Source organism: Thalassospira sp. NFXS8 (assembly GCF_040148805.1).
In the GTDB taxonomy this organism is placed as follows: Bacteria; Pseudomonadota; Alphaproteobacteria; order Rhodospirillales; family Thalassospiraceae; genus Thalassospira.
On record NZ_JAGEMF010000001.1, the window covers coordinates 40567 to 65458 of the forward strand.

Annotated in this window: 25 protein-coding genes; 14 read left to right on the top strand and 11 right to left on the bottom strand. The window is 52.4% G+C overall.

All coding sequences use genetic code 11. The features are described 5' to 3' along the window. Positions 1-3: 3 nt before the first annotated feature. Both J4E05_RS00180 and J4E05_RS00185 read right to left on the bottom strand, forming a co-directional pair. Positions 4-888: a MurR/RpiR family transcriptional regulator gene (locus J4E05_RS00180; RefSeq protein WP_085592393.1), complete on the bottom strand. Its 885-nt coding sequence runs from the start codon at positions 886-888 to the stop codon at positions 4-6. Positions 889-950: 62 nt separating this feature from the next. After that, on the bottom strand, positions 951-1337 hold the full coding sequence (locus tag J4E05_RS00185) for a RidA family protein (protein ID WP_349591561.1): 387 nt from the start codon (positions 1335-1337) through the stop codon (positions 951-953). A gap of 183 nt (positions 1338-1520) precedes the next feature. Here J4E05_RS00185 and J4E05_RS00190 point away from each other — a divergent pair, with 183 nt between their 5' ends. From J4E05_RS00190 to J4E05_RS00210, 5 genes are all read left to right on the top strand, one after another. Continuing rightward, entirely contained in the window at positions 1521-2042 is a 522-nt protein-coding gene (locus J4E05_RS00190) for a TRAP transporter small permease (protein ID WP_085592389.1), read from the top strand. Beyond that, entirely contained in the window at positions 2039-3319 is a 1281-nt protein-coding gene (locus J4E05_RS00195) for a TRAP transporter large permease (protein ID WP_085592387.1), read from the top strand. The genes J4E05_RS00190 and J4E05_RS00195 overlap by 4 nt, the downstream gene beginning before the upstream one ends. Before the next feature lie 109 nt (positions 3320-3428). Then, positions 3429-4487, top strand: a complete 1059-nt coding sequence (locus J4E05_RS00200; RefSeq protein WP_349591563.1) for a TRAP transporter substrate-binding protein — start codon at positions 3429-3431, stop codon at positions 4485-4487. A 127-nt stretch (positions 4488-4614) separates the two neighbouring features. Further along, complete coding sequence (locus J4E05_RS00205; protein WP_349591564.1) at positions 4615-6081, top strand: M81 family metallopeptidase; 1467 nt, start codon at positions 4615-4617, stop codon at positions 6079-6081. 16 nt (positions 6082-6097) lie between these two features. Continuing rightward, a complete protein-coding gene (locus J4E05_RS00210; protein ID WP_349591565.1) occupies positions 6098-7162 on the top strand; it encodes a D-TA family PLP-dependent enzyme in 1065 nt (354 codons plus the stop codon). A gap of 72 nt (positions 7163-7234) precedes the next feature. Here J4E05_RS00210 and J4E05_RS00215 read toward each other — a convergent pair whose 3' ends face one another. Beyond that, entirely contained in the window at positions 7235-7723 is a 489-nt protein-coding gene (locus tag J4E05_RS00215; RefSeq protein ID WP_349591567.1) for a hypothetical protein, read from the bottom strand. Positions 7724-7959: 236 nt separating this feature from the next. Here J4E05_RS00215 and J4E05_RS00220 point away from each other — a divergent pair, with 236 nt between their 5' ends. From J4E05_RS00220 to J4E05_RS00255, 8 genes are all read left to right on the top strand, one after another. Further along, positions 7960-9150, top strand: a complete 1191-nt coding sequence (locus J4E05_RS00220; RefSeq protein ID WP_085592378.1) for an ABC transporter substrate-binding protein — start codon at positions 7960-7962, stop codon at positions 9148-9150. Between the two features lie 75 nt (positions 9151-9225). Then, on the top strand, positions 9226-10140 hold the full coding sequence (locus tag J4E05_RS00225; RefSeq protein ID WP_085592376.1) for a branched-chain amino acid ABC transporter permease: 915 nt from the start codon (positions 9226-9228) through the stop codon (positions 10138-10140). Then, entirely contained in the window at positions 10133-11140 is a 1008-nt protein-coding gene (locus J4E05_RS00230; RefSeq protein WP_085592374.1) for a branched-chain amino acid ABC transporter permease, read from the top strand. Before J4E05_RS00225 ends, J4E05_RS00230 begins: the two co-directional genes overlap by 8 nt. Next, positions 11133-11894, top strand: coding sequence for an ABC transporter ATP-binding protein (locus J4E05_RS00235; RefSeq protein ID WP_085592372.1), 762 nt, complete (start codon positions 11133-11135; stop codon positions 11892-11894). Before J4E05_RS00230 ends, J4E05_RS00235 begins: the two co-directional genes overlap by 8 nt. Beyond that, positions 11894-12580 carry an ABC transporter ATP-binding protein gene (locus J4E05_RS00240; protein WP_085592370.1) on the top strand — a complete coding sequence of 229 codons (687 nt, stop codon included), beginning with the start codon at positions 11894-11896 and terminating at the stop codon, positions 12578-12580. Before J4E05_RS00235 ends, J4E05_RS00240 begins: the two co-directional genes overlap by 1 nt. A gap of 32 nt (positions 12581-12612) precedes the next feature. Then, positions 12613-13461: an alpha/beta hydrolase gene (locus tag J4E05_RS00245; RefSeq protein ID WP_349591569.1), complete on the top strand. Its 849-nt coding sequence runs from the start codon at positions 12613-12615 to the stop codon at positions 13459-13461. Positions 13462-13598: 137 nt separating this feature from the next. Next, entirely contained in the window at positions 13599-14540 is a 942-nt protein-coding gene (gene lhpI, locus J4E05_RS00250; protein WP_085592366.1) for a bifunctional Delta(1)-pyrroline-2-carboxylate/Delta(1)-piperideine-2-carboxylate reductase, read from the top strand. After that, positions 14537-15049 carry a thioesterase family protein gene (locus tag J4E05_RS00255; RefSeq protein ID WP_349591571.1) on the top strand — a complete coding sequence of 171 codons (513 nt, stop codon included), beginning with the start codon at positions 14537-14539 and terminating at the stop codon, positions 15047-15049. The genes lhpI and J4E05_RS00255 overlap by 4 nt, the downstream gene beginning before the upstream one ends. Before the next feature lie 14 nt (positions 15050-15063). Here J4E05_RS00255 and J4E05_RS00260 read toward each other — a convergent pair whose 3' ends face one another. Then, positions 15064-15600, bottom strand: a complete 537-nt coding sequence (locus J4E05_RS00260; protein WP_349591572.1) for a GNAT family N-acetyltransferase — start codon at positions 15598-15600, stop codon at positions 15064-15066. 112 nt (positions 15601-15712) lie between these two features. On the opposite strand from J4E05_RS00260, the gene J4E05_RS00265 reads away from it, so the two are divergent. Continuing rightward, the gene (locus J4E05_RS00265; RefSeq protein ID WP_349591574.1) at positions 15713-16966 is read left to right on the top strand and encodes a bifunctional alpha/beta hydrolase/OsmC family protein; all 1254 of its coding nucleotides are present in this window, start codon (positions 15713-15715) and stop codon (positions 16964-16966) included. 544 nt (positions 16967-17510) lie between these two features. Here J4E05_RS00265 and J4E05_RS00270 read toward each other — a convergent pair. The 7 genes from J4E05_RS00270 to J4E05_RS00300 are packed head-to-tail and all read right to left on the bottom strand — an operon-like array spanning position 17511 to position 24871. Further along, positions 17511-17858 (bottom strand): RidA family protein, encoded by a 348-nt coding sequence (locus J4E05_RS00270; protein WP_349591576.1) that lies wholly within the window; start codon positions 17856-17858, stop codon positions 17511-17513. Between the two features lie 42 nt (positions 17859-17900). Further along, entirely contained in the window at positions 17901-19190 is a 1290-nt protein-coding gene (locus J4E05_RS00275) for a M20 family metallopeptidase (protein ID WP_349591578.1), read from the bottom strand. Between the two features lie 18 nt (positions 19191-19208). After that, a complete protein-coding gene (locus J4E05_RS00280; protein ID WP_349591580.1) occupies positions 19209-20345 on the bottom strand; it encodes an NAD(P)/FAD-dependent oxidoreductase in 1137 nt (378 codons plus the stop codon). Beyond that, positions 20342-21373 carry a histone deacetylase family protein gene (locus J4E05_RS00285; RefSeq protein ID WP_349591582.1) on the bottom strand — a complete coding sequence of 344 codons (1032 nt, stop codon included), beginning with the start codon at positions 21371-21373 and terminating at the stop codon, positions 20342-20344. Before J4E05_RS00285 ends, J4E05_RS00280 begins: the two co-directional genes overlap by 4 nt. A 59-nt stretch (positions 21374-21432) precedes the next feature. After that, positions 21433-22362 (bottom strand): 3,5-dioxohexanoate:acetyl-CoA acetone transferase, encoded by a 930-nt coding sequence (gene kce / locus J4E05_RS00290; protein ID WP_349591584.1) that lies wholly within the window; start codon positions 22360-22362, stop codon positions 21433-21435. Next, complete coding sequence (locus J4E05_RS00295; protein WP_349591586.1) at positions 22355-23746, bottom strand: aminotransferase family protein; 1392 nt, start codon at positions 23744-23746, stop codon at positions 22355-22357. Before J4E05_RS00295 ends, kce begins: the two co-directional genes overlap by 8 nt. 27 nt (positions 23747-23773) lie before the next feature. Further along, positions 23774-24871 carry an ABC transporter ATP-binding protein gene (locus J4E05_RS00300; RefSeq protein WP_349591588.1) on the bottom strand — a complete coding sequence of 366 codons (1098 nt, stop codon included), beginning with the start codon at positions 24869-24871 and terminating at the stop codon, positions 23774-23776. Between the last annotated feature and the right edge of the window lie 21 nt (positions 24872-24892).

The following is a 24892-nucleotide window of genomic DNA, read 5'->3' on the forward strand; positions in this document are numbered from 1 at the left end:
GGGTCAATCGCCGATGGGCAGGCGGCCCACTGTTGGCAGCAAGGTTAACAGCGATGAGCGGATACGGCGGAGCTTTTCCTTGCTGCGGACGGTATTGCGCCGGGCAACGGCGGTGGCAAGAACATCAATCGTTGCCATAAACACATGCCGGGTGGCAGTGGGTTTATAAATATCGGGGCTTTCGGGCATAATCAGGCTGATAACGATGTCGCTTTCAACGGCAAGCGGGCTATCGGGTTTGGTTAGGGAAATTACCTTGGCCCCATATTGGCGGGCAATCGCGGCACTGTGTATCAGTTCTGCCGGGCGGCCACTGGTGGATATGGCGACGATAACATCTTCCTCGCCCAGCGTGGATGCCAGCATACGCTGTAAATAACCATCATTTTGCGATTGCGCAGGAATACCCAGACGGAAAAATCGGTTGGCGGCGTCAAACGCCACGGTGCTGGACCCGCCGCCAACCCCGAAAAATGCAATTTGTCGGGCGCGTGCAAGGATATCGGCAGCGGCATCAATGTCAGACTGCGGTAACTGTTCACGTAACAGGCGTAAACTGTCGATAATGGTGCCGATAACGTGGCTGCTCAGTAAATCCGGGTCTGTAATGTGGTCTTCAATTGGTTCGGGGGCCAGATACTGCATACTGACAGCAAGGTTTTGTGCCAGTTTCAGTTTAAAATCACGAAACCCTTCACAGCCAAGACTGCGACAAAACCGGATCACGGTCGGTTCGCTAACGCCAATCTGTTTGGCAAGATCGGAAAGCGCAATGGATGTGACGTCTTCAAGATGCTCCACCACATAATCGGCTACTTTTTGTTCGCGGGCGGGCAAAATGCCGGGCGCACGGTTAAGCTGGCTAATAATATCGGCTGGGCGTTGCATGTGAAGTGTCCCGGTTTTTAATCAACAGGGTGCGTTTTGCGGCACCCTGTTGATTGCTACCATCATTCAGGTTTATAGGCGATAGCCTCGATTTCGATTTTGGCATCGACCATCAGTTTTGCCTGTACGGTCGAGCGTGCTGGGCGTTCACCAGGGAAAAATTCGGCATAAACCCGGTTAAAAGTCCAAAAATCGCGGGTATCATCCAGCCAGACGGTCATTTTAAATACGTCGTCCAGCGTGCAATCGGCCAATGCCAGCGCAGATTTGACATTTTCCATCGTGCGTCGTGTCTGTGCTTCGATGCTGCCATATTCAATTTCACCATTTTCCTGCATCGCAACCTGACCGGAAATATATACAAAATCACCAGCACGTACTGCAGGCGAAAACGGCAGCTTCTGCCCGCCAGCACCACTGCGTTCATTCCCGAAATGTTTGATCGTCATGAAAATCTCCTTGATTTTGATAGATGTTTTTGCCGCAAAAGTAGCTTAGCTACTTATTTGAAGGGTGATTGATTTTAATTTGCGCTAATTTTATCGGATTTTCTAGAAAAATATGTAGACAAGCTACAATTATGTGACCAAAGTGTAGGAAAAATACAAACACCTAATCAGTGGAGACAAAAAATGGGTTTGCAGCGCGTTGAGGCTTCTGCCCGGACGCTTAGCAACGGACTGAACTGGGGTGTGGAGCGGATTATTGCCGTTTTAATGCTGGCCCTGGTGCTTGATGTCTGGCTGGGTGTGGTTGACCGCTATCTTGTTCACTGGCAATTGAACTGGCCCGAGGAACTGGCGCGATATCTTATGATCTGGGCTGCATTGCTGGCGGTTTCAGCTGGTATTGCCCGGCGTGAACATATTGGCATTGGCCTGTTTGTTCTTAACCTGCCCATGGCACTACAGCGCACAGTCCTGTTTGCCGTCGATATCATTGCACTTGCGGCATTTATTTACCTGGCATTTTACGGGTTTGATTTTGCCGTTGGTGGCATGAAACGCCACGCCATGATCTTTGGCATGACGCTGGCCCTTCCATATGCCGCCGTGCCGGTTTCAGCTTTGCTTGCTGCTATTCAGTTGTTGCTGGTCGCCCTGCGCGATCAGGGGCGCTACATCCCGGTCGATCTGACGGAGGGCGCGGAATGATCATCGCCATTATTTTTGTTGTTTTAATGGTTTTGGGCATGCCAATCGGCTTTGCCCTTGGCGTTGCCGGTGTGGCAGGTCTTTATGACATGGGCGGGGGGCTGTTTCTGGTGCAGGGCCCCAGCAAGGTTTTTAACGGGCTGAATGTGTTTCCGTTTCTTGCCATGCCGTTCTTTATTCTGGCCGGCGAAATCATGAACCATATCGGCATTACCAGCCGGCTGGTCAAATTCGCCCAATCCCTGGTTGGTCATTTTCGCGGGGGGCTGGCCCATACCAATATGTTGGCCAGTGTGTTTTTTGCAGGCCTTACCGGGGCGGCGACGGCCGATGCGGCGGCCTTTGGCAAAACACTGGTTCCTGCCATGGTCGAACGTGGATATCGCCGCGATTATGCCTGTGCGGTTACCGCTGCGGGTTCCATTATCGGGCCGACCATTCCGCCGTCCGGTTTGATGGTTGTTTATGGCTCGCTAATGGGTGTTTCAATCGGGGGCCTGTTTGCTGCGGGTATTTTACCTGGCCTGATGATTTGTCTGATCTGCATGACGGTGATTGCCGTTACTGCGCGTCGTAAAAACCTGCCCAAGGAAGAACGCCGCGCCAGTCTGCTTGAAATCTGGAAAATCTTTAAATCATCCATTTCGGCCCTGATCATGCCCCTGATCATTCTGGGGGGTATTTTGGGGGGGATTGTAACGCCTACCGAAGCGGCATCTGTCGCGGTGGCCTATGCCCTGTTCATTGGCGTGTTTGTGTATCGTGCCCTGACTGTGGCCGATTTTATCCAGATGCTGATCAGAACGGCACGTGTGACAGGGGTGATTTTCATCATCATCGCCTTTGCCTCGATCCTGGGCTGGTGGCTTAGCTTTAACCGCATCCCGCAAGAAGTTGCCGCTGCCGTACTGGGCGTTTCAAGCAATCCTTACATGGTCATTTTAATGATTGTCGGGTTGTTGATGGCGATCGGCATGGTGATGGATATCAACGCCATTCTGATCATTCTGGCCCCGGTTCTGGTGCCGTTAACCGTGCAAATCGGTATGGACCCGATCCATGCAGGCATCATCTTTGTGCTGGCGCTTAACATTTCCCTTATGACGCCACCGGTGGGGGCCTGCCTGTTTGTGCTGGCATCGGTGACAGGGGAAAAACTTGAAAAAATTGCGGCGCAGTTGTGGCCCTTCCTGATTGCTGAAATTGGGGTGCTGTTGTTGTTCGCTTTCTGGTCCGATCTGGCGCTTCTGGTGCCCAGATTGTTGGGGTTCCGATAACCCCAATGTAACGACGTTACGGTTTTCCGCCCTGGCCCCGGGCGGATCACCCTGGGGGACAGGGTGATTTTGGGGCGCAATGAAAATCAATCCAATCAGGAGAGGTGTTATGAACACATTCAAACGTTTCGGGGCCGCTATGGCTGCGACGGTACTGCTGGCGGGCACCATGGGCACCGCCCACGCCGAAGCCAAAATTTTGAAATTCGCCCACGACAATAAGCTGGACCCGTTTGAAAACCCGGCCCAGGCCTGCACCGCAGTTTTCGCCAATATCGTCGAAGCCGACACCAATGGTGCGATCAAGGTTGAAGTTTATCCGTCCAACCAGCTGGGTTCGGCTGCCGAACATGTCCAGATGGTGCGTGATGGCCTTATTCAGGCAACGCTGACCTCGACCGGCGCAATTGCATCTTATTACCCGCGCATTGACGTTTTGAACCTGCCATTTGCGTTTGATAGCAACGCTGCCACCTATGACGTCTATGACGGGCCGTTTGGTGTGGCTTTGGCCAAAGACATCGAAGCCACCCTGGGCGATGTGGAAGTTTTGGGTTTCCCAGATACTGGCGGGTTCTTTGCTGTGACCAACTCGCAGCACCCGATCAAAAACCTGGAAGATTTCAAGGGCGTTCGTATTCGTACCATGGCCCTGCCGTCACATCAGAAAATCATGCAGGCATTGGGTGCTGAAGCCTACCCGATGGCATGGGGCGAAGTGTATGCCGGCCTTCAGACCGGCGTGATTGATGGTCAGATGAACCCGGTTCCGACTGTTACCTTCGCGAAGTTTAACGAAGTACAGAAATACCTGACCCTGACCAACCATTTGTTCTCGCCCTACACCATGATGCTGTCCAAAGCATTCTGGGATGATCTGACCAAAGATCAGCAGCGCATTATCCGTTATGCTGCACAATCCTGTGTTGTTGCCAGCCGTGGCGTATCGCGCGTGATCGAAGCATCTGATCGTGGTCTTAAAGGTCTGATGGGCAAAATGGAAATCGATGCCCTGACCCCGGAAGAGCGCGAACAGTTCAAGGAAGTTACCCAGCCGGTGATGGAAAAACACGTCAAGGAAACCCTTGGCGAAGATGGTGTTAAATTGCTTGACCTGTTTAAGACTGAAGTCAAGAAAGCCAACGAAAAACAATATCTGACAGATTAATTTCTGTCTGGCGGGGAGGGGGCTTCCTCCCGGTTCCCTCCCGCCACCCTTTTATGAACTGTCTGATTATTTTTATTCTATTTCCTTGATCCATTTACCCAAAACAAAGACCAAGAAGGACCCGGGTATGCGAATTTTTTGCGCTTCCATCGCGACTGAAACCAACACGTTTTCACCCCTGCGCACCGATATTTCCGATTTCCGCGAAAGTTTTTATGCAGGCCCGGGTGACCACCCCGAAACGCCTACATTGTGCAGTGCGGTGTTTACCGTTGCGCGCGCACGTGCAAAGGCCGAAGGATGGGACCTGATTGAAGGTACAGCAACCTGGGCCGAACCAGGCGGGATCGTGAACCGTGATACCTATGAATATCTGCGCGACGAAGTGCTGGCACAGCTAAAAGCGGCCATGCCGGTAGATGGCGTTGTGCTTGGTTTACATGGGGCGATGGTCGCGCAGGATTACCTCGATTGTGAAGGGGATTTGTTACAATCCGTGCGGGACATTGTTGGTCCTGACGTCGTGATTGGTGCCAGCTTTGATCCGCACAGCCATTTAAGCGCCAGGCGCTTTAATGCCGCTGATGTCCTGGTCGCGTTTAAGGAATTTCCCCACACAGATTTTGTCGAGGCCGGTGCGGCAACGGTTGATCTGGTTTTGCGGACAATTCGCGGGGAAATCAAGCCGGTTAAAGCCGCGTTTGATTGCAAAATGATCGAGGTTCTGCCGACCTCGCGTGAACCCATGCGGTCTTTTGTTGATCGGATCAAAGCCATGGAAGGTCATAACGGCATTTTGTCGATCTCGGTCATTCATGGTTTTATGGCAGGGGATGTGCCCGAAATCGGGTCTCATGTTATCGTCATTACCGATAATAAATCTGATCTGGCAACACAGACAGCCAAGGATCTGGGGATGGAGCTGTTTGGTTTTCGTGGCACCACCCGGCCCGATTTTATTACCCCGGAACAGGCGATGGCAAAATTGCCCGACATTATCGCAACGCCGGTTGTTATCGCCGATGTGTGGGATAACCCCGGCGGGGGCGTGCCGGGTGATTCGACGTTGTTGCTAGGCCGGGTCATGAATAGTGGCCTGAAGAACTATGCCTTTGGCACGATATGGGACCCGATGGCCGTGCGGATCTGCTTTTCTGCAGGTGAGGGCGGTGTCTTGCCGTTGCGGTTTGGCGGTAAAACCTCCTCGACCGGGGGTGCCCCGGTTGATGCCGTTGTTCGGGTGAAAAAATTGCAGCGCAATTCCTGGCAAAGTTTTGGCGACAGCATTGTGCCATTGGGCGATTGCGCCTTGATTGAATTGCCAGATGGTGGAGAGGTGATTTTAAACAGCAACCGGGCGCAAAGTTTTGACCCGGATCTTTTTGCCAATATGGGCGTTGACCCTAAAGCAAAGAATTATCTGTTTATCAAATCCACCAATCACTTCTACGATGCATTTGCCAAAATCGCGGGCGAGATTATCTATGTAAATGTTCACGGGCCTTATCCGTCAGACCCGAAAACAAACGGGTATAAACATTTGACGCGTCAAGTCTGGCCGATTGTAGATGATCCGTTTGCAACAGCATCATGATGAAATCGAGTAAAGAATGACCGAATTTGCCGAACTCGACACACCCTGTGCCATCGTCGATCTTGATTGCGTCGAACGCAATCTTCGTACGTTTCAGGAATATTGCGACGAACATGGCATTGCCTTGCGTCCGCATATTAAAACCCACAAAATCCCCGACTTTGCCTTGCAGCAAATTGCGGTCGGGGCAAAGGGCATTACCTGTCAGAAAATCGGCGAGGCCGAGGTTATGGCAGATGCGGGTATCGGCGATATTCTGATTACTTATAATATTCTTGGGGCCCGTAAACTCGCCCGGTTGTGCGCTCTGGCGGATCGCATTGATTTGCTGCGCGTGGTTGTTGATAACGAAACAGTTGCGCAAGGCCTGTCAGATGCATTTTCAGGTCGCGAACAACCGCTGGAAGTGCTGGTGGAATGCGATACCGGTGCTGGTCGTTGTGGGGTCCAGTCCCCTGCTGACGCCGCCAGTCTGGCCCGCATTGTCGATAACCTCGCGGGTTTGAAGTTTATTGGCTTGATGACGTATCCACCTAATGGCGGGATGGCAAAGGTAGAGCAATTTTTTCGGGATGCGATGGATGAATGCGCAAAATTCGGGCTGGAATGCCCGGTGCGCAGTTCGGGCGGCACGCCCGATATGTGGCAGGCGCATGAAGCCCCGGTCGTGACCGAATATCGCATTGGAACATATATTTATAACGACAAATCGGTAATGGCGCGCGGCGGTTGTCTTGAAGAAGATTGTGCCTTGCGTGTGCTGAGTGAAATTGTGTCGTTACCGGCACCGGGCAGGGCAATTATCGATGCCGGATCAAAGGCTTTAACATCCGATTTGTTCGGGTTGGAGCATTTTGGCCATGTTGTTGGTTATGGTGATGTGACGGTAAAGTCGCTGAGCGAAGAGCACGGCATTTTGACATTTGATCCGGAAAGTCAGCCTTTCAAAATTGGACAACGGATACAGATTATTCCCAATCATGTGTGTGTGGTCAGCAACATGTTCGATTATGTGCAACTGTGCCGAAACGGTATTTTCGAAAATCCTGCCTTTGTCGCCGCACGGGGCAAAATGGTTTAAATCTGCACGTCGTTGCAGGGTTGGAACACAAAAACGGCATTCCTGTTTTATCGGGAATGCCGTTTTGCCGTGTTAGACGTCGTTATTGGGTAAATAGCCGATGAATCCGGTGATGCGCCATTTTCCATCGGCACCTTTTTGGCAATAATAATGCGTTTTCCACAAAAGGCGGTCTTCGCTGCCGTCGGATTTTTTAATGCTGCCGTTAAAATGTTTGCGGGCAAGGGCACGGTCGCCGTTAATTTCAATATGTTCCAGTTTTGTGGCGGAAAAAACAGCATCAAATAACGGTTCGGCGTAGTCGGTGTTTTGGCTGGCATGCGCTTGGGAAAGCCATGTTTCTCGATAGGCTAACAAGTCGGGAAAGGCCAGCGTCCAGTCATCAGGATTGGCTGATGTGTGGGCATCAATCCCGTAAAAGCCGTTGGCTGCAAAATCATTTTCCACCAGTGACCAGTCCGCCAGCACGAAGGCGGTAATATCGCGCGGGACAAGCATGTCCCAAATGGCATTGCGGTCGGCATCCTTGGTGGGGAACGGGCAGGTTTGATCGGCTGTCATAATGGGTCCCTGTTCTTGGCAGTATTACATTTTTCAGCGGCGCACTGTGCCATTTTTCCAACGCTGATGACAGGAATATGGGTAAAAAATACGTATTTATACGTAGAAGAAATAAAAAAACTTTAAGCTTAAACAAACTGGTTATTGCAACGGCGCGCGAATTGGGGATGAATAGAAAGGCAACAAAAACAAATCAAAACAAACTCTTCAAAATCAGGCTTCAGGGAGACTGTAAGATGTTGGCAAAAAGCAAAAAGGCAGCCCTTTTAGGGGTGGCAACACTGATGATGGGCACCTGTGTGGCGGGGATTTCCGCACAGGCGGCCGAACCCGTTAAAATTGGCATGATCACCACCCTTTCGACTGGGGCAGGCTATTTGGGTGATGATATGCGCAAGGGATTTGAACTGGCAATTTCCGAACATGATGGCAAACTTGGCGGCTCGGACATTGATTTGATCGTCGAGGATGACGGTTTGAAACCCGAAAGTGCGCGTCAAATTGCCACCCGCATGATGGAAAGTGAACATGTTGATCTTATGACCGGCATTATCTTTTCCAATGTCGCGATGGCCGTGGTGCCCAAGGTGGTACGTGATGGCATGATTTATATTTCCACCAATGCCGGCCCCAGTGTGCTGGCGGGTGCGAAATGTGATGCCAATTATTTTAATGCCGCCTATCAGAACGACAATATTCACGAAGCCATGGGCCAGTATGTGCAGGATCAGGGCTTTAAGAAAGTTTATCTGCTCGCCCCGAATTACCCGGCGGGTAAAGACGCCCTGGCAGGCTTCAAGCGGTATTACAAAGGCGATATCGCCGACGAAGTTTACACCAAACTTGGCCAAACCGACTATGCCGCTGAAATTGCATCCTTGCGAGCGGCAAAGCCTGACGCAGTATTTTTCTTCTATCCCGGTGGCATGGGCATTAATTTTATTAAACAATATGCCCAGGCTGGCTTGAAAGACGAAATTCCGTTATTTGGCCCGGCTTTTTCAGCCGATGAACATTTGGTCGATGCCGTTGGCGAGGCCGCGGTAGGCATGAAAAACACATCCCATTGGTCGCCCGATATGGATAACGAGGCATCAAAGAAATTTGTTGCCGGTTACGTCGCAAAATACGGTGCAAAACCCAGCCTGTATTCGGTTCAGGGATATGATGCTGCCAATCTGATTGGCAGTGCCATTGCTGCTGTGGAAGGTGATATGTCCAAAAAGGATGATTTCCGTGCCGCTTTGAAAAAAGCCGACTTTACCTCGGTTCGGGGGAATTTCAAATTTGGCAATAACAATCATCCGATTCAGGATTTCTATGTCCGCGAGGTTGTCGCCGATCCCGATGGTGGCTTTACCAATAAACTGGTCGGCAAGGTATTTTCAAACCATGTCGATGCCTACGCCTCCGAGTGCAAAATGTAATTTGCCCACGCAATTTAACCAATGGCCGGTCCCGTATCGGCCATTGTGTTTTCGCACTTGCACCGGAAAATAATAATGCTTTTGTTTCTCGAACAGCTTTTAAACGGGCTGCAATTTGGCGTGACCCTGCTTTTGATGGCATCAGGACTGACCCTGATTTTCGGGATCATGAACCTGATCAACCTGGCGCACGGGTCGTTGTTCATGGTTGGTGCCTATGTCGGCGCGACGGCCATTGCGCATGGTTCGGGCTTTTTTCTGGGCCTTCTGGCCGGGGTTGGTGCGGCTGCCATTACCGGGATGGTGATGGAATTTGTCATCATGCGCCGGCTATATCGCCGCGACCATCTTGATCAGGTTTTGGCTACCTTTGGCCTTATTTTGTTTTTTAATGAAATGGTTAGTATCGTTTGGGGACGTCAGCCCATTGCCATGGACCCGCCGGCATTTTTATCGGGCACGGTTGAATTTATTCCAGGTGCGCCGTATCCGGCCTTCCGTTTGGCCGTCATTGCAACCGGTATTCTGGTAACCGGTTTTTTGTATTTTCTGGTGATGAAAACCCGTATTGGCATGTGGATACGGGCCGGGGCTTCCAACCGCGAAATGATTGGGGCCTTGGGGGTTAATATTTCCCTGCTTTATACCTTGCTGTTTGGCTTTGGCGCAGCGCTGGCCGGGTTGGCGGGGGTTATGGCGGCCCCGTTCAGTGCGGTTCAGTCCGGCATGGGTGAAAATATCCTGATCCTGACCTTTGTGGTGATTGTGATTGGCGGCATTGGCTCCATTCGCGGGGCGGTTGCCGGTGCGCTGTTGATTGGCCTTACCGATACCCTGGGCCGGGTTTATATCCCTGACCTGATGCGTTTATGGTTGCCTCCCTCGGTGGCTGACGGGGCGGGTGCATCTTTGGCATCAATGATGATTTATATTTTAATGGCCGTGGTTCTGGCCTTCCGTCCCCGGGGGTTGTTTCAGACACATGGTTAAAAATATTTCCCGTAAAAGCTGGTCGACGATCACAATTTTTGTGGTGCTGGCACTGGTGCCACCGGTGGCACATGCGTTTGATAATTCGTTTTTAATAACGATGTTTAACCGTGCGGTTATTTATGCGGTGGCGGCTGTGGGGCTGGATCTGATCATTGGATTTGGTGGGATGGTCAGCTTTGGGCATGCAGCCTTTTTTGGCATCGGCGCCTATACAGCGGGTATTTTGGGCACCCACGCCTTTGATGGCAGCGATTTTATCTTTGGCTGGACGGGCAGTAATGATGCTTTTGTTGTTTGGCCGTTGGCAATGCTGGTGGCGGCGTTTTTCGGGCTGATTATTGGCCTGATCAGTCTGCGGACATCGGGCGTTTATTTCATCATGATCACGCTGGCCTTTGCCCAGCTGTTTTATTTTTTCTTTGTCTCCCTGTCTCAGTATGGTGGGGAAGACGGGCTGTCTTTATGGGACCGAAACGCTATTCCCGGCCTTGATCTGTATGATCGCAATACGTTTTATTATCTGTGTTGCGCAATCTTGCTGGCAGTGTGGTTTTTGCTGTCGCGCCTTGTCGGGTCGCGGTTTGGCCGCGTTATTATTGGCTGTAAACAAAATGAACGCCGGATGCGTGCGCTTGGTTATGATCCTCTGCTTTATAAGCTGACCGCATTTTGCATTTCCGCCGCCATTGGCGGACTGGCCGGGGCCTTGATTGCCAATCATTCCGAATTTGTCAGTCCGGGGCTTTTGCACTGGTCGCGGTCGGGCGAGTTGATGGTGATTGTTATTTTGGGCGGGCTGGGCACCCTTGTCGGGCCGATTTACGGGGCCCTGGCATTGTTCCTGATGGAAGAAAGCCTGGTATCCTTTACGGAACACTGGCAGGTCATTTTGGGGCCGGTTTTAATATTGGTGGTGGTGTTTTTCCGGGGGGGCATCGTTGGTTTTTTGTCGGGCGCGGGCAAGGCAACGGTAAAGTCAGGGGGTGATCATGGATAATGCACAAGATCGCCCGGTGTTTGAAGCACGCAACCTTTATAAAAGTTATGGCGGATTGCGTGCCACAGATGATTTATCGATCCAGCTTGAAGTTGGTAAAATCCATGCCCTGATTGGCCCCAACGGGGCTGGCAAAACGACGGCCCTGTCGCAATTATCGGGCGAATTACGCCCTGATGGCGGGCAGGTTTGGTTTGACGGACAGGATATTACCCGTTTTTCCATGCCCAAACGCGCCCGAATGGGGGTGGCCCGGTCTTTTCAAATTACCGCGATATTTGATGATTTTACCGTGGCAGAAAATGTTGCTGTGGCCGTTCAATCGCGCACCCGGCATCATTTTTCGTTCTGGCGTGCGGTTACGCGCGATGTGCAAATCAATAAACGCACAGCAGCATTGCTTGACCAGGTTGGTCTGGCCGGTTTTGCCAGCCGACGTGCCGCCGATCTGGCGCACGGGCAAAAACGCCAGTTGGAAATTGCCATGGCGCTAGCTTTGGACCCAAAGGTTTTGTTGCTGGACGAACCTATGGCGGGTATGGGGCCGACGGAAAGCAACCAGTTGGCGGAGCTTCTGGAAAGGCTGAAACCGGATTTCGCGATTTTGTTGGTCGAACACGATATGAATATTGTTTTTCGGTTGGCCGATGTGATTTCGGTATTGGTTAACGGGGCCATGATTGCATCGGGCAGTGTTGATCAGATTCGCGAAAACGAAGACGTTCAAAAAGCCTATCTGGCGGAGGGATACTGATGCTGGAACTGCAAAACGTTGAAACCGGCTATGGCGGTAGTCAGGTTTTGTTTGGCGTAAATATGCAAGTAGAAAAAGGCCAGATTGTTAGCCTTTTGGGGCGTAATGGCATGGGGAAAACCACCACGGTTCGATCCATAATGGGGTTAACCCCGGCCAAAGCAGGATCCATCCGGTTTAAGGGGCAGGAAATTTCACGCCATAAATCCTTTCGCATTGCCCGTGCCGGTATTGGTTTGGTGCCTGAAGGACGACAGATTTTTCCGAACTTGTCGGTGCGCGAAAATCTGGTGGCAACAGCCCGGGGGCAGGGATGGAATCTGGAAAAAATTTACGACCTTTTTCCAAGGTTGGCCGAACGACAAAATAATATGGGCAATCAGTTATCAGGAGGGGAGCAACAAATGCTGGCAATTGGCCGCGCATTGTTAACCAACCCTGATTTACTGATTTTCGATGAGGCGAGCGAAGGGCTGGCACCGGTGATCCGGACCGATATCTGGGCTTGCATTCGTAAATTGCGCGATTTGGCCCAGACAGTTTTGATCATTGATGGCAATCTTGATGCATTAATGGCGGTATGTGACCGGCATTATGTATTGGAAAAAGGGCAAATAGTTTGGAATGGTTCTTCTGAACAATTTGCAAATGCCCCGGAAATAAAGAAAAATCACCTTGGAATTTAACAAAAGGCACTTTTAACAGGGATATATCATCAATGGGCTGGGGCGGTTTTACAGAAGCAGAAGTCGAATGGCAGTATAATCCGCGCGAAACCGTGCCGGATTTTGCCGATCATTTTGCCCGGTTCGTTGCTGCATCAGATGATGTGCGGGCAAAACTTGACCATCAGTCTGATGTGCGTTTTGGGCCTGGCCCCAAAGAAACCTTTGATGTTTTTCCTGCGGGTAGCCCCGACGCACCGGTTCACGTGTTTTTTCATGGGGGGTATTGGCGTAGCCAGGACAAAAAAGATTACGCCTTTATTGTTCGTGATCTGGTAGCCGATGGTTACACAGTGGTTTGTGCCAATTACGATTTATGCCCCGACGTTAAGGTCGAGGACATCACTGCCCAGGCTATTCGCTGCATTAAATATGTTTACGAACATATTGGCGATTTTAACGGGGATCGTGATCGGCTGAGCATTTCCGGGCATTCGGCCGGGGGGCAAATTGTGGCCCGCTTGGCCGCCCATGACTGGGAAAACGAAATTGGTGATGCGACCCCTTTTAATGCCGTAGTGCCGGTGTCGGGTGTGTTTGACCTGGAGCCCTTGCGTTTTACCAGCATGAATACTGATATTCGCCTGACCGAAGACAGTGCTGCCGATAATTCACCAATGCTGGACGCCGTGCCCGTTGGGGCCAGAATGATGTTGGTGGTCGGAGCTGTTGAAACGCCGGAATTTGTCCGACAAAGTCAGGCATATGCTGCATATTGTGCGAAGGCGGGGTTGATCGTGCCGGTGCATCAGGCATGGGGTGCCAACCATTTTACGGTGCTGGAAGAACTGTATCTTCGTGATGGTGCGCTATATGGCAATCTTAAGCGTATGATCGGCTGAAACGGGCGGGAAATGGCAAGAATACGCCTGTTCTGTGTGTGATATTCAGGTCAACATGCGGTGACGTAGAAGACCCGTTGTGATAAGGTAAACCTGCGTTACCAATTGAATAATCACAAATTTTACAGGTAGGCCCCATGCGTTTCGTTACCGCCGAAGACATTGACCGTTCCGTTCCCCCGCGCGACATGGTTGAAGCCCTGCGCCGCTGGTTTGCAAAAGGCTGTGAAACGCCGCTTCGCAGTCATTTTAACATGGAACGAACCGGCGAAGACGACGCAACCCTGTTAATTATGCCATCATGGGAAAAAGACGGGGCTGCCGGGGTAAAAGTGGCGGCAGTCGTACCGGGAAATTCCAGCCGCAACCTGCCCGCTGTTTCAGGGATTTACATTTTACTGGATGGCGTTACCGGGCAACCTGCTGCGGTACTTGATGGCTCGCGTCTGACGACACGTCGAACTGCGGCGGCATCGGCATTGGCAGCGGATTATCTGGCGCGCAAGGATGCCAGCCATTTGGTTATGGTTGGTACTGGTGCCATGGCTCCCAACCTGATTGCGGCACATGCATCGGTGCGCCCGATCAAAAAAGTGACCCTATGGAACCGCCGCCCGGAAAAAGCAGTAACATTGGCCCGCGAAGTTGAATTGCTGGGTTTTGAAGCTTCGGGCACCGATGATTTGGAAATGGCCTGTAAAACAGCGGATATCATATCCTGCGCCACCCTTAGCAATGAACCGCTGGTGCGCGGGGCGTGGTTGCCTGATGGTGTTCATGTTGATCTGGTTGGGGCGTTTAAACCCACCATGCGCGAAACCGACGATGATGTGATGAAAAAATGCCGTATCTTTGTTGACAGTTTCGACGGGGCATCGGCTGAAGGCGGGGATGTGGTACAGGCCATTCAGTCAGGCGCAATTAGCAAAAATGATATTGTGGGTGATTTGTTTGGCCTGACACGCGAACAGGTTAAAGGCCGATTATCCGAAGGGGAATGCACGGTGTTTAAATCGGTCGGCCATGCATTGGAAGATTTTGCCGCCGCTGTCAGTGTTGTCGAGGCGATGGATAAATGATCAGCACCGATTTGTTTGGCCCCGATATGTTGATTAGCTATCGGGGGCATATTGCGCCCGAATGGATCGATTTTAACGGTCATGTAAATGTTGGCTATTATATCGTTGCCTTTAATCTGGGGTCGTTGGGTTTTCTTGATGCGGTCGGTTTGGGGCGAACCTATCCGGCGCGGCGCGGCGGATCGACCTTTGCACTGGAAATGCACGCCACGTATGACCGTGAAATTCATTTGAATGACCCGTTTGAACTTCACACCCGGGTGCTTGATTGCGATTCAAAGCGCATTCACATGTATCATGAGATGCGCCATGCCGATGAAGGCTGGCTGGCTGCAACCAACGAAATTATTACCATGCATATCAATATGGAAACCCGGCGATCTGCGCCCTTTCCGGATGATATTTTTAAGACACTGGATGGTATCCGCCGGGCACACGCCAATTTGCCCATACCCTCGGGTGTGGGGCGCACCATTGCCATTCGGCGGCCCCGGCATGCCGCCCCATAATGTTCAATGATGACTTATGGGGCGAAGCGGTGATGATTTTTTTGATCTGCCGGAACGTAAAGATTACAGGCCTGGCGGTCGTCATCGACAAAAACCTTGCGATCGAACACCATGCCGATGCTTTCAAGTAACCGGATGGATCGGTTATTTTCTGGCAGGGTAAAGCCTATGACGCGGTTAATACCTAAATCATCGTGGGCGTGTTTCAGGGTGGCGCGGGCGGCTTCGCGGGCAAAACCCTGGCCTTGCCAATTATCAAGAAAAGCAAAACCAATATCTGGGTCGGGCAGTGTCTGGCGTTTGACCAGTCCACACAGGCCAATGGTTTCACCGCTTGATTGCAGATCAACCGGGTACAGGCCAAAACCATCGCGGTTATAGGCGGCAATCAGGCGTTCATTAATGTAAACGGCCGCCGCCGCCAGATCGCCAATATTGCGGTCGCCAATATATTCAATCCAGTCGGGCTGGTTTAGTAATTTAAGGATGAACGCGGCATCGTCATGTGTGGCACGTCGTAAAATCAGTCTGGGCGTCTTGATGGGCAGCATCTTGAATGGCCTGTTCTGGCACGTAAAAAACATGCCAAGACTACCCGTTAAGCTGGTAGAGTAACAACACCTTATCCTGGCATATTTCACACAATCCGCGACGGAGAACGACATGGCAGTACGCCCGATCAAACTGGGGTTTGAAGGCGCAATGGGCGCATCGCTTGCAGCCCGGCTGGATTTGCCAGCAGGGCCGGTATTGGCATATGCCCTGTTCGCCCATTGTTTTACCTGCACCAAGGATTTAACTGCAGCCCGTAAAGTTGCCCAGGCATTGAACGAACAGGGTGTCGCTGTTTTGCGATTTGATTTTACCGGTTTAGGTGGGTCTGGCGGCGATTTTGCCTCGACTAACTTTACCTCTAATCTGGAAGATCTTCGTCGTGCGGCACAATATATGCGGGATGAATTCGAAGCCCCGAAATTGTTGATTGGTCATTCTCTGGGTGGGGCGGCGGTGCTGGCCGTTGCCAGCGACATCCCCGAGGCCACCGCCGTTGCGACCATTGCGGCCCCCGCCGACATTGAACATGTCACCGAAAACTTTGCGGATAAACTGGCAGAAATTCGTGCCGCCGGGCAGGCTGATGTATCGCTTAGCGGACGCCCGTTTGTGATTAAAAAGCAATTTCTGGATGATTTGGCAGCGCACAATATCGAAAAATCGGCCGCTTCGTTACACAAGGCATTACTGGTGTTGCACGGCCCGCTGGACCAAACCGTCGGGATCGATAATGCCAGTCGTATTTTTACAGCCGCCCGACATCCTAAAAGCTATGTGTCGCTTGATCATGCGGATCATTTATTGCGTGACCCCGATGATGCAACCTATGCCGCCAACGTGATTGCCGCGTGGGCGCGCCCGTATGTCGGCGGGCACAAAAGTGCTGGATCGCGTGTCGCCAAACCCGTTGATGGCGTAGATGGCGTTTTGGCCCGTGAAACCGGCCTTGGCAAATTCCAGACTATGCTGGTGGCAGGGGCGCACCGGATGCTGGCTGATGAACCCGAGGTTTCAGGGGGGCTGAACAGTGGCCCGTCACCATACGAATATTTGTCGGCAGCTTTAGGGGCCTGCACATCAATGACGGTGCGGATGTATGCCGATTTCAAACAGATCGATCTGGATGGTATTTCGGTACAGGTGTTCCATCAAAAAGTTCATGCCAGCGATTGTGCAGATTGTGGTGAAGGCCCACATCAGCAAAATGCCAAAATAGACCGTTTTGAGCGCGTGATCACCCTGCATGGCGATTTAAGCGACGATGTGCGCCAGCGGTTGATTGAAATTGCCAATAAATGCCCGGTGCATCGCACCCTGGAAGGGAAGGCCGTTATTGTTACCCGCGATAGTCGTGATCAATAATGGCTCAGGCTCATATTTGAATATGGCGTAATGCGCAAGGTACGTCGCCGCTTTTGAACCGCTGTTAAATGGTGATGTGGCACTGTCGGATTGTATTTGATCCGGGCAGCTTTCGATGTTGTGCAACAGGTATTCATCTGGTTTGATCGCTTTTCCCGGCTTAAAGCGGTCTTATAAAAATCGGTAATGGCCGATAGCATGGCGCCGATGTTATCGGTACATGCCTGATCAAGGCGACGACGTTCGTGTTGCAGGACCAGAATGTTAAAACTCAGCCGGACTTTTGTGAAACCTACCTTTGGCTGTTTATGGCCTGCCAGGCGGACAAGCTGCGGCCTGAAGGTTCGGCATGTTAGCTGAATTAATGGGGGGAAATTGGATGGGGCCTTGCCGTGACTGCAAGGTTCGCTGAAACGAAAATCTTTTGACGTTGTTCATCATGCATGGGCCGTTTGTGTGTTTTATGCTGCCCCCAACGCCTGAATTGCCGCCCGTATCGGGGCGATAAAAAACCGGGCGACACGAATGCCGCCCGGAAGAAAGCCTAGTTTTTAGCAGCGGTAATGATGAATTCCACTTTATATTCCGGGGTCGCCAGTTTGGCTTCGCCACAGGCCCGGGCCGGGGTATGCCCCTGCGGAACCCAGGCATCCCAAACAGCATTCATTTCTGCAAAATCACCCATGTCGGCTAGCCAGATAACGGCTTGCAGGATGTTTTCCTTTTTCGAACCGCATTCGGCCAGAAGGGCATCAACCTGTTCCAGGCATTTTGTGGTCTGTGCGGTAACCGATGCACCCGGCTCGCCAACCTGACCAGCCAGATATACGGTGTCACCATGGACAACTGCCTGGCTCATCCGCGGGCCGGTATGGAAACGTTCGATGCTCATTTTATGCTCCGTTTTTCTTTGGTTTAAAATGTGGTGTAAAAATCAGGCCTGCGGGTTGCTACCGCACCAGTCGGCAATAAACAGGGCCAGAACTTCGGTCACTTCCATCACCGACGAAATTGAAACCCGTTCATCAATGCCGTGAATGCGTTCCGCCTTTGGCCCGTAACAGGTGGCCGGGATATTGCCATAAATCTGGAAAAAACGTGCATCCGTTGTTGCCGTAGATGCATAATTTTTTATCATGTTTCCCGTAACTTCGCGGTGCAAATCACCAATCATTGTCATCATCGGGTGGGTTTCATCCATCACACACCCTTCAGCTTGAAAACCCCGATATTCTATGGTGAATGTGGCCCCTTTGCAGGCGGGATGATTATCAATTGCCGATTTTGCAACGTCGTTGATCATTGATTGAATTTCGCCCATATCCATGCCGGGATAAAACCCGATGCGAATGTCGGCATCACAGGTTGGCGGCACGGTAGATGCCCATTCGCCACCCGAAATTTTACCCAGATTGAAATTAACTGGATGGCTATGTGCACCATAGGCTTCGTGCCGGTGTCCGGGGTGATTCCACAGATCCTCGACTTCCTTTAGCGTTTCAAAAAAGCCATAGGCGGCCTCAATGGCGTTGCTGCCTGCCGATGTATCAAGCACATGGGCGGGGCTGCCGGTAACATGAAGCTGAAACCACATCACACCAAGCTGGGCTGTCATCAGGGTTTGATTGAACGGTTCGGGGATAATGGCGCAATCGGCGCGATACCCGGCATGCAGGCAGGCAAGCGCACCGTTGCCGGTGCATTCTTCCTCGACGACGGACTGTAAAATGACCGGCGCGGCGGGTTCAAGTCCAATATCATGCAAGGCTGAAAGGGCATGGCAACTGGCAATGAGGCCGGCTTTCATATCACCGGCCCCACGGCCATACAGCCAGTCACCGATGACATGCGGGGTAAAGGGCGGTTGTTGCCACAGCTCTGCCGGACCGGTGGGGACGACATCGATATGGCCGTTCAGGATCAGGCTTCGGCCTGTTGTTGTGGCCGGGGTGTGAATGCCCACAACATTTTCACGCCCGTCATAATTATCGATTACCGGTGGGGAAAAGCCCGGTTTGTCGCGCAGGGCCGCTATGTCGATGGCAACGGTTTCAACATCCAGCCCCATCGTGCGGTATTTGCCCGCCATCCAGTTTTGGGCTGATTGTTCCTGCCCAAGCAGGCTGGGCAATGCCACCAGTTCCGACAAATCGGCAATGATTTGGTCCTGCCGGGCGCGAACGGCCTGGCGCAACGCCGTTCTGTCGGCTTTTGGGTGTGACATGGCCGAAAACTTTCGCGATTAGGACAATGAGGGTCGGGTGGGCGACAATGCGGTCCGGGTGATGCCCAGTTTTTGCATTGCAGCGGGCACGTCTTCGCCGCAAATTGTGCTGGCGGCATATTCACCCATTGCCGGTGCAGTTTGAATACCGTATCCGCCTTGTCCGGCCAGCCAGTAAAAACCGGTATGATCGGGGTCAAAACCCGAAACCGGGTCGCCATCGGCAAAGAAACTGCGCAGCCCGGCCCAGCTTTCGCCCGGGCGATTAACCGTTAATGTGGTGGCAGTGATCAGCCGGTCAATTGTAATGGCAATATCGAGTTCTTCGGGCTGTGCATCTTGCGGGGTGGTGGGGGTGGCATCGGCGGGCGATACCAGCAAACGCCCTGCATCGGGTTTGAAATACAAGCCTTCGTCGACGGTGCAGACCATATGCCAATGATCGGCTTCTATCCCGGCGGGCAGGTCGACCATGACAGCCGTGCGCCGTTTCGGGGTTAGGCCAAGCGGTTTGACCTGTGCCTGTTTTGCAATTTCGTCGGCCCATGCCCCTGCGGCATTCACAACAATGGTGCCGTTATACACCTCGCCCGTGCCGATGGTCACTTGCCAGCCATCATTTGTTTTTTTAACAGCGCTGACATCAGCGCGGGTGATAACAGTGCCGCCCATTTTTTTAAACTGTGTGATAAAGCCCCAATGCAGGGCATGAACATCTATATCCATGGCATCGGTTTCAAGCGCGCCGCCGATCAGCAATTCCGGCTTCACAATTGGCACCAGTTCGGTAATTTGCTCGGGGCTAAGCGCAATCACATTTGCTCCGTTGGCACGGCCTTCTGTCAAAAGCTCGTCCAATTTGGCTTCTTCGCCCGGCATTGCGGTTATAATAACACCGCGCGGGGTCAGGATCGGGTGGGATGTGAAACCATCGGGCGGGGTCAGGAAAAACGACTTGCTGGCAGTCGACATTTTGCGGATGATTTTGGGGCCGTATGTTTCACTATACAGGGCGGCCGAACGCCCGGTGCTGTGATAGCCCGGTTGATCTTCACGTTCCAGCACCACAACCTTTTTGCCCTTTTGCGCCAGAAAATATGCCGCAGACATCCCGGCAATACCGCCACCAATAATGATAATGTCGGTTGTGGTCATGATCGTGCCTCCGCAAAACTTTCTAAAAACTGCACCAGGTTATTCGCCAGTGTCGGGCTGACATAGCCCCCCTCCTGAACTATCACGGTGGGCAGGCCGATCAAGCTGATTTTACGGGCAATTTTACCAAACCCGTCGGTGCTGACGGTTAAGCCGCCAAACGGATCATCGCATGAGGCATCGAGCCCGCAGGCCAGAACCAAAGCATCGGGTGCGTAATGATTAATGATGCCATTTGCACGATCCAGAGCTGCTAAAAACACATCATCGCCACTGCCAAGGGGCAGGGGGAAGTTGTGGTTATATCCCAATCCCTGGCCTGTGCCGCGTTCATGGGCGTGGCCCCAGTAAAACGGGTAAAATTGCGCCGGGTCGGCATGAATCGATAGGGTTAAAACATCATCGCAATCATAAAAAATATGTTGTGTGCCGTTGCCATGATGCAGGTCGATATCAAGGATGGCGATACGGCCAAACCGTTCGCGCAGTTGCCGTGCCGCAATGGCGGAATTGTTAAGATAACAAAACCCCCCGGCAATCTCGCGGCTGGCATGGTGGCCAGGCGGGCGGCACAGCGCATAGGCGCAACTGGCATCATCATCGCGCACATGGCGGGCGGCAGCCACAGCGCAATTCGCACTGCTGCGCGCCGATTGCCATGTGGTGGCCGAAACCGGGCAGGATGTATCGCCCAAATGAAAACCGGCCTGTGCAGCGGGTGTTTGTGGATAAGGACCGGTACGATCAAACGGGTGAATATGGGGCACCACAATTTCAGCCCCGCCTGCCGCACGCCAGTCACGATGAATGTTTTCCAAAAACCGTAAATATTCCGGCGAATGAACCTGTGCTATCGGTTCCAGCCCGAAATCGGCCGGGTTTTGTGGCGTAATAGCCAGTTTTGCCAAGGCAGAATTAAGGATTTCGGCGCGTTCGGGCACCTCGGGAATGGGCTTGCGTTCGCCACCCACCATAAAAGTTTGGCCGTGGTGCAACATTTGATCGGGTGAGAAATAGGCATGCATCATCCTGCCGCCCTTTCATTGCTGGTGGTGGTGGCGTTATGGAGTGATCAGAACCGGATAAGTTAAAACGAGACGTTATCCGCCCCCTTTAGGCCCAGCATGGCACGGGCTTCATCCGGGGTGGCAATTTCAAGGTTCAATCCGGTCAGGATATCGCGAATTTTAGAAACCTGTTCGGCATTGTTTTGCGCCAGTTGGCCCTTGCGGATGTAAAGGTTATCCTCAAGCCCGACGCGGACATGCCCGCCCATACTGGCCGACATGGTGGCAAACGGAATTTGATGGCGCCCGGCCCCCAGGACGGAAAACCGGTATTGATCGCCAAAAAGCCGGTCGGCAGTGGCCTTCATGTGGATCAGGTTTTCAGGGTCGGCACCAATGCCACCTAAAATACCCAGCACGAATTGTAAAAAAATCGGTCCTTTGACCAGGCCGCGATCCACATAATGGGCCAGGGTATAAAGATGACCAACATCGTAACATTCAAATTCAAATCGGGTGCCGTTGGCGTCGCCCAATTGGGTCAGCATTATTTCGATATCCGAGAACGTATTTTTAAATACGAAATCACGGCTGCTTTCCAAAAATTCCGGTTCCCAGGCATGTTGCCATTCTGTTTTGCGATTAAGGGCAGGGAACAGGCCGAAATTCATGGTGCCGAGGTTAAGCGATGCCATTTCGGGTGCGGCTTGTTGTGCCGCCTGTATGCGTTGTTCCACTGTCATGGTCATGCCGCCGCCCGTTGAAATGTTGATAACGGCGTTGGTGGCATCTTTGATGCGCGGTAGAAACTGCATAAACAAAGCAGGGTTTGGGGCAGGGAAACCGGTTTTGGGGTCCCGGGCGTGCAAATGTAAAATTGCCGCCCCGGCATTGGCCGCGGCAATTGCCTGATCGGCAATTTCGTCAGGGGTGATTGGCAAATGGGGGCTCATGGACGGGGTATGAACCGACCCAGTAATTGCACAGGTGATGATAACTTTATCAGCCATGGTTTAATGCTCCCGCCTGTTTTAATTCTTCAGCCAGTTCGGCCAGGGCTTCGTTTAGCGGGATCAGAATATCGTCAAACTGGTCTGGCGTGATGGTTAGCGGGGGGCAAATCATAACATGGTCGCCGCGATAACCGCCCCGCGTGCGCCGCCAGTAAATGATTAATCCCTTGTCATAGGCAATATCCACCAGGCGAGCGGCGGCCATATGTTGGGGGGCAATCGGTGCCATGGTGTCGCGATTTGCCACCAGTTCAATCGCCAGCATCAGACCCAGGCCGCGCACATCGCCGATCATGGCATGTTGGGCCATCAGTTTGTATAATTCAGCTTTTAAAGCCGCGCCAGATTGTGCGGCATTTGCCAACAGGCCATCTTGTTCAATGACGTCAAGTACGGCATTGCCCGCCGCACAGGCAATCGGGTTGCCAGCATAGGTATAGCCATGAATAAAGCCACCATGGTCCAGAACCGGGCCAACAATGCGATCAGGTGCGATCATGGCGCCAAGCGGCACATAGCCTGCCGCCAGCCCTTTGGACACGGCCAGAATATCGGGTACGATGTTCCAGTGTTCGGCGGCAAAATAGGTGCCTGTACGCCCGGCACCGGTCATGACTTCATCATAAATCAGCAAAATGCCGTATTGGTCGCAAATTTCGCGAATCCGGCCATAATAACTGTCGGGTGCTACAAGGGCCCCGGTGGCCGCCCCGCCGACCGGTTCCATGATAAAGGCCAATATTGTTTCCGGGCCTTGACGTAAAATTTCGGCTTCCAGCATGTTGGCGTATTTCAGGCCACGGTCGTGATCACTAAGGTCGTCGCGATCAAGGTAGCAGGTTGGTGCCGGGATTTTGGGTTGATCAACCATCATGGGGGCAAAGGGCGCGTGCATGGGGGTATAGCCCGTAATGGCCAGCGCGCCGAGTGTTGAGCCATGATAGCTGGGAAAGCGCGAAATAACCTTGAACCGCTGTGATTCGCCAATGGCAAGGGCGTATTGGCGGGCCAGTTTCAGGCAGCTTTCAACGGCTTCGGACCCGCCAGAAACAAAAAACACCCGTTCCAGATCGCCCGGTGCACGTTCGGCCAAACGCCACGCCAGATTTTCGGCGGCCTCGTTTTCAAAATGCAGGCGATAGGCGAAGGTCGCCTTTTGCATTTGGTCCTGCATGGCGGCAATCACGCGCGGGTCGCTATGGCCAATATTGCTGACCATGGCACCACTGGACGCATCGATATAGCGTTTGCCATCCACATCCCACATGTAAACGCCCCTGGCGTGGTCAATTAGGGGGCGGCGAGACCGGCTTTGATAAAACAGGCGGGAGTCCCGGTTATGTCCGGGTTTTGTCTGGTCAGCTGTCATTTTGGGCGTCATTTCGGGGGGCTTTCCTGAACCGGTCAATCAGTCTGTGTGACCGGGTAACAACACACAATTACGTGCGGCGATATGCATGAAAATATCGGCCCCTTCGCCAAAGGGCCGGTGGTCAATGGGGTTAATAACCTGCCAGTCGCGTCCGTTGGCGGTCACAAAATAGCGGGCCATTTGCCCCAGATAATCAACGGTTTTAACTTTGCCGGGAATGGCAACAACATCGGCACTGCTGTTATTCTGGTCCGACAGGGAAATTTTTTCGGCGCGGATAACGGCACGAACCTGTTGCTGGTTGTTTACCCGGTTTACCTGATGGGCGGTGGTCAGCAAGGTTTGTCCGCCGTCTAATTCAACCGGGGTTACATCGCCGTCATTACTGCGTAGCGTACCGGCGATAATGTTGGAGTGCCCCAGAAAATCGGCGACAAAGGCGGAAACCGGGTTGTTATATACATCTTCGGGCGCGCCTTCCTGTTCGACCACACCATTGTTCATCACCACCAGTTTGTCCGACATTGCCAGGGCTTCGGACTGGTCATGGGTGACAAAAACGGTGGCGACGCCCAGTTCGCGCTGGATGCGTTTTAATTCGACCCGCATTTCTTCGCGCAGGTTGGCATCAAGGGCGGATAAAGGCTCATCAAGCAATAAAACATCGGGCTGAATAACAATGGCGCGGGCCAAAGCAATACGCTGTTGCTGCCCGCCTGAAAGCTGGTTGGGGTAGCGGTCGGCGACGCTGGGCAATTGCACCAGATCCAGCGCATTTTTTACTTTTTGGGCAATGTCTGCCTTGGCGACCTTGCGGTATTTCAGGCCAAAGGCAATGTTGTCGAAAATGGTTTTATGGGGGAACAGGGCATAATTTTGAAACACCAGCCCCAGATTGCGTTTGTGAATGGGCAGTTCGTTGACCCGTTTGTCACGTATCACAAGGTCGCCTTCGGTGATGTCGGTTAACCCGGCGATCATGCGCAGCGTGGTGGTTTTCCCACAGCCAGACGGCCCCAAAAATGTGACAAAGCTATTGTCGGGGACGGTTAAGTCCATCCGTTTGACCGCAGTAAATTCGCCATATCGTTTAACGACATTGCGCATTTCAACAGCATTCTGGCGTCCGCCCATTCTTTCATACCTTCGTTCGTC

Coding starts and splice junctions, on each gene's coding strand:
- J4E05_RS00220 (WP_085592378.1), top strand. CDS start 7,960: ATGTTGGCAAAAAGCAAAAAGGCAGCCCTTTTAGGGGTGGCAACACTG.
- J4E05_RS00185 (WP_349591561.1), bottom strand. CDS start 1,337: ATGACGATCAAACATTTCGGGAATGAACGCAGTGGTGCTGGCGGGCAG.
- J4E05_RS00190 (WP_085592389.1), top strand. CDS start 1,521: ATGGGTTTGCAGCGCGTTGAGGCTTCTGCCCGGACGCTTAGCAACGGA.
- J4E05_RS00195 (WP_085592387.1), top strand. CDS start 2,039: ATGATCATCGCCATTATTTTTGTTGTTTTAATGGTTTTGGGCATGCCA.
- J4E05_RS00270 (WP_349591576.1), bottom strand. CDS start 17,858: ATGAGCATCGAACGTTTCCATACCGGCCCGCGGATGAGCCAGGCAGTT.
- J4E05_RS00225 (WP_085592376.1), top strand. CDS start 9,226: ATGCTTTTGTTTCTCGAACAGCTTTTAAACGGGCTGCAATTTGGCGTG.
- J4E05_RS00235 (WP_085592372.1), top strand. CDS start 11,133: ATGGATAATGCACAAGATCGCCCGGTGTTTGAAGCACGCAACCTTTAT.
- J4E05_RS00205 (WP_349591564.1), top strand. CDS start 4,615: ATGCGAATTTTTTGCGCTTCCATCGCGACTGAAACCAACACGTTTTCA.
- J4E05_RS00230 (WP_085592374.1), top strand. CDS start 10,133: ATGGTTAAAAATATTTCCCGTAAAAGCTGGTCGACGATCACAATTTTT.
- J4E05_RS00265 (WP_349591574.1), top strand. CDS start 15,713: ATGGCAGTACGCCCGATCAAACTGGGGTTTGAAGGCGCAATGGGCGCA.
- J4E05_RS00275 (WP_349591578.1), bottom strand. CDS start 19,190: ATGTCACACCCAAAAGCCGACAGAACGGCGTTGCGCCAGGCCGTTCGC.
- J4E05_RS00295 (WP_349591586.1), bottom strand. CDS start 23,746: ATGACGCCCAAAATGACAGCTGACCAGACAAAACCCGGACATAACCGG.
- J4E05_RS00300 (WP_349591588.1), bottom strand. CDS start 24,871: ATGGGCGGACGCCAGAATGCTGTTGAAATGCGCAATGTCGTTAAACGA.
- J4E05_RS00240 (WP_085592370.1), top strand. CDS start 11,894: ATGCTGGAACTGCAAAACGTTGAAACCGGCTATGGCGGTAGTCAGGTT.
- J4E05_RS00285 (WP_349591582.1), bottom strand. CDS start 21,373: ATGATGCATGCCTATTTCTCACCCGATCAAATGTTGCACCACGGCCAA.
- kce (WP_349591584.1), bottom strand. CDS start 22,362: ATGGCTGATAAAGTTATCATCACCTGTGCAATTACTGGGTCGGTTCAT.
- lhpI (WP_085592366.1), top strand. CDS start 13,599: ATGCGTTTCGTTACCGCCGAAGACATTGACCGTTCCGTTCCCCCGCGC.
- J4E05_RS00280 (WP_349591580.1), bottom strand. CDS start 20,345: ATGACCACAACCGACATTATCATTATTGGTGGCGGTATTGCCGGGATG.
- J4E05_RS00180 (WP_085592393.1), bottom strand. CDS start 888: ATGCAACGCCCAGCCGATATTATTAGCCAGCTTAACCGTGCGCCCGGC.
- J4E05_RS00245 (WP_349591569.1), top strand. CDS start 12,613: ATGGGCTGGGGCGGTTTTACAGAAGCAGAAGTCGAATGGCAGTATAAT.
- J4E05_RS00215 (WP_349591567.1), bottom strand. CDS start 7,723: ATGACAGCCGATCAAACCTGCCCGTTCCCCACCAAGGATGCCGACCGC.
- J4E05_RS00200 (WP_349591563.1), top strand. CDS start 3,429: ATGAACACATTCAAACGTTTCGGGGCCGCTATGGCTGCGACGGTACTG.
- J4E05_RS00210 (WP_349591565.1), top strand. CDS start 6,098: ATGACCGAATTTGCCGAACTCGACACACCCTGTGCCATCGTCGATCTT.
- J4E05_RS00255 (WP_349591571.1), top strand. CDS start 14,537: ATGATCAGCACCGATTTGTTTGGCCCCGATATGTTGATTAGCTATCGG.
- J4E05_RS00260 (WP_349591572.1), bottom strand. CDS start 15,600: ATGCTGCCCATCAAGACGCCCAGACTGATTTTACGACGTGCCACACAT.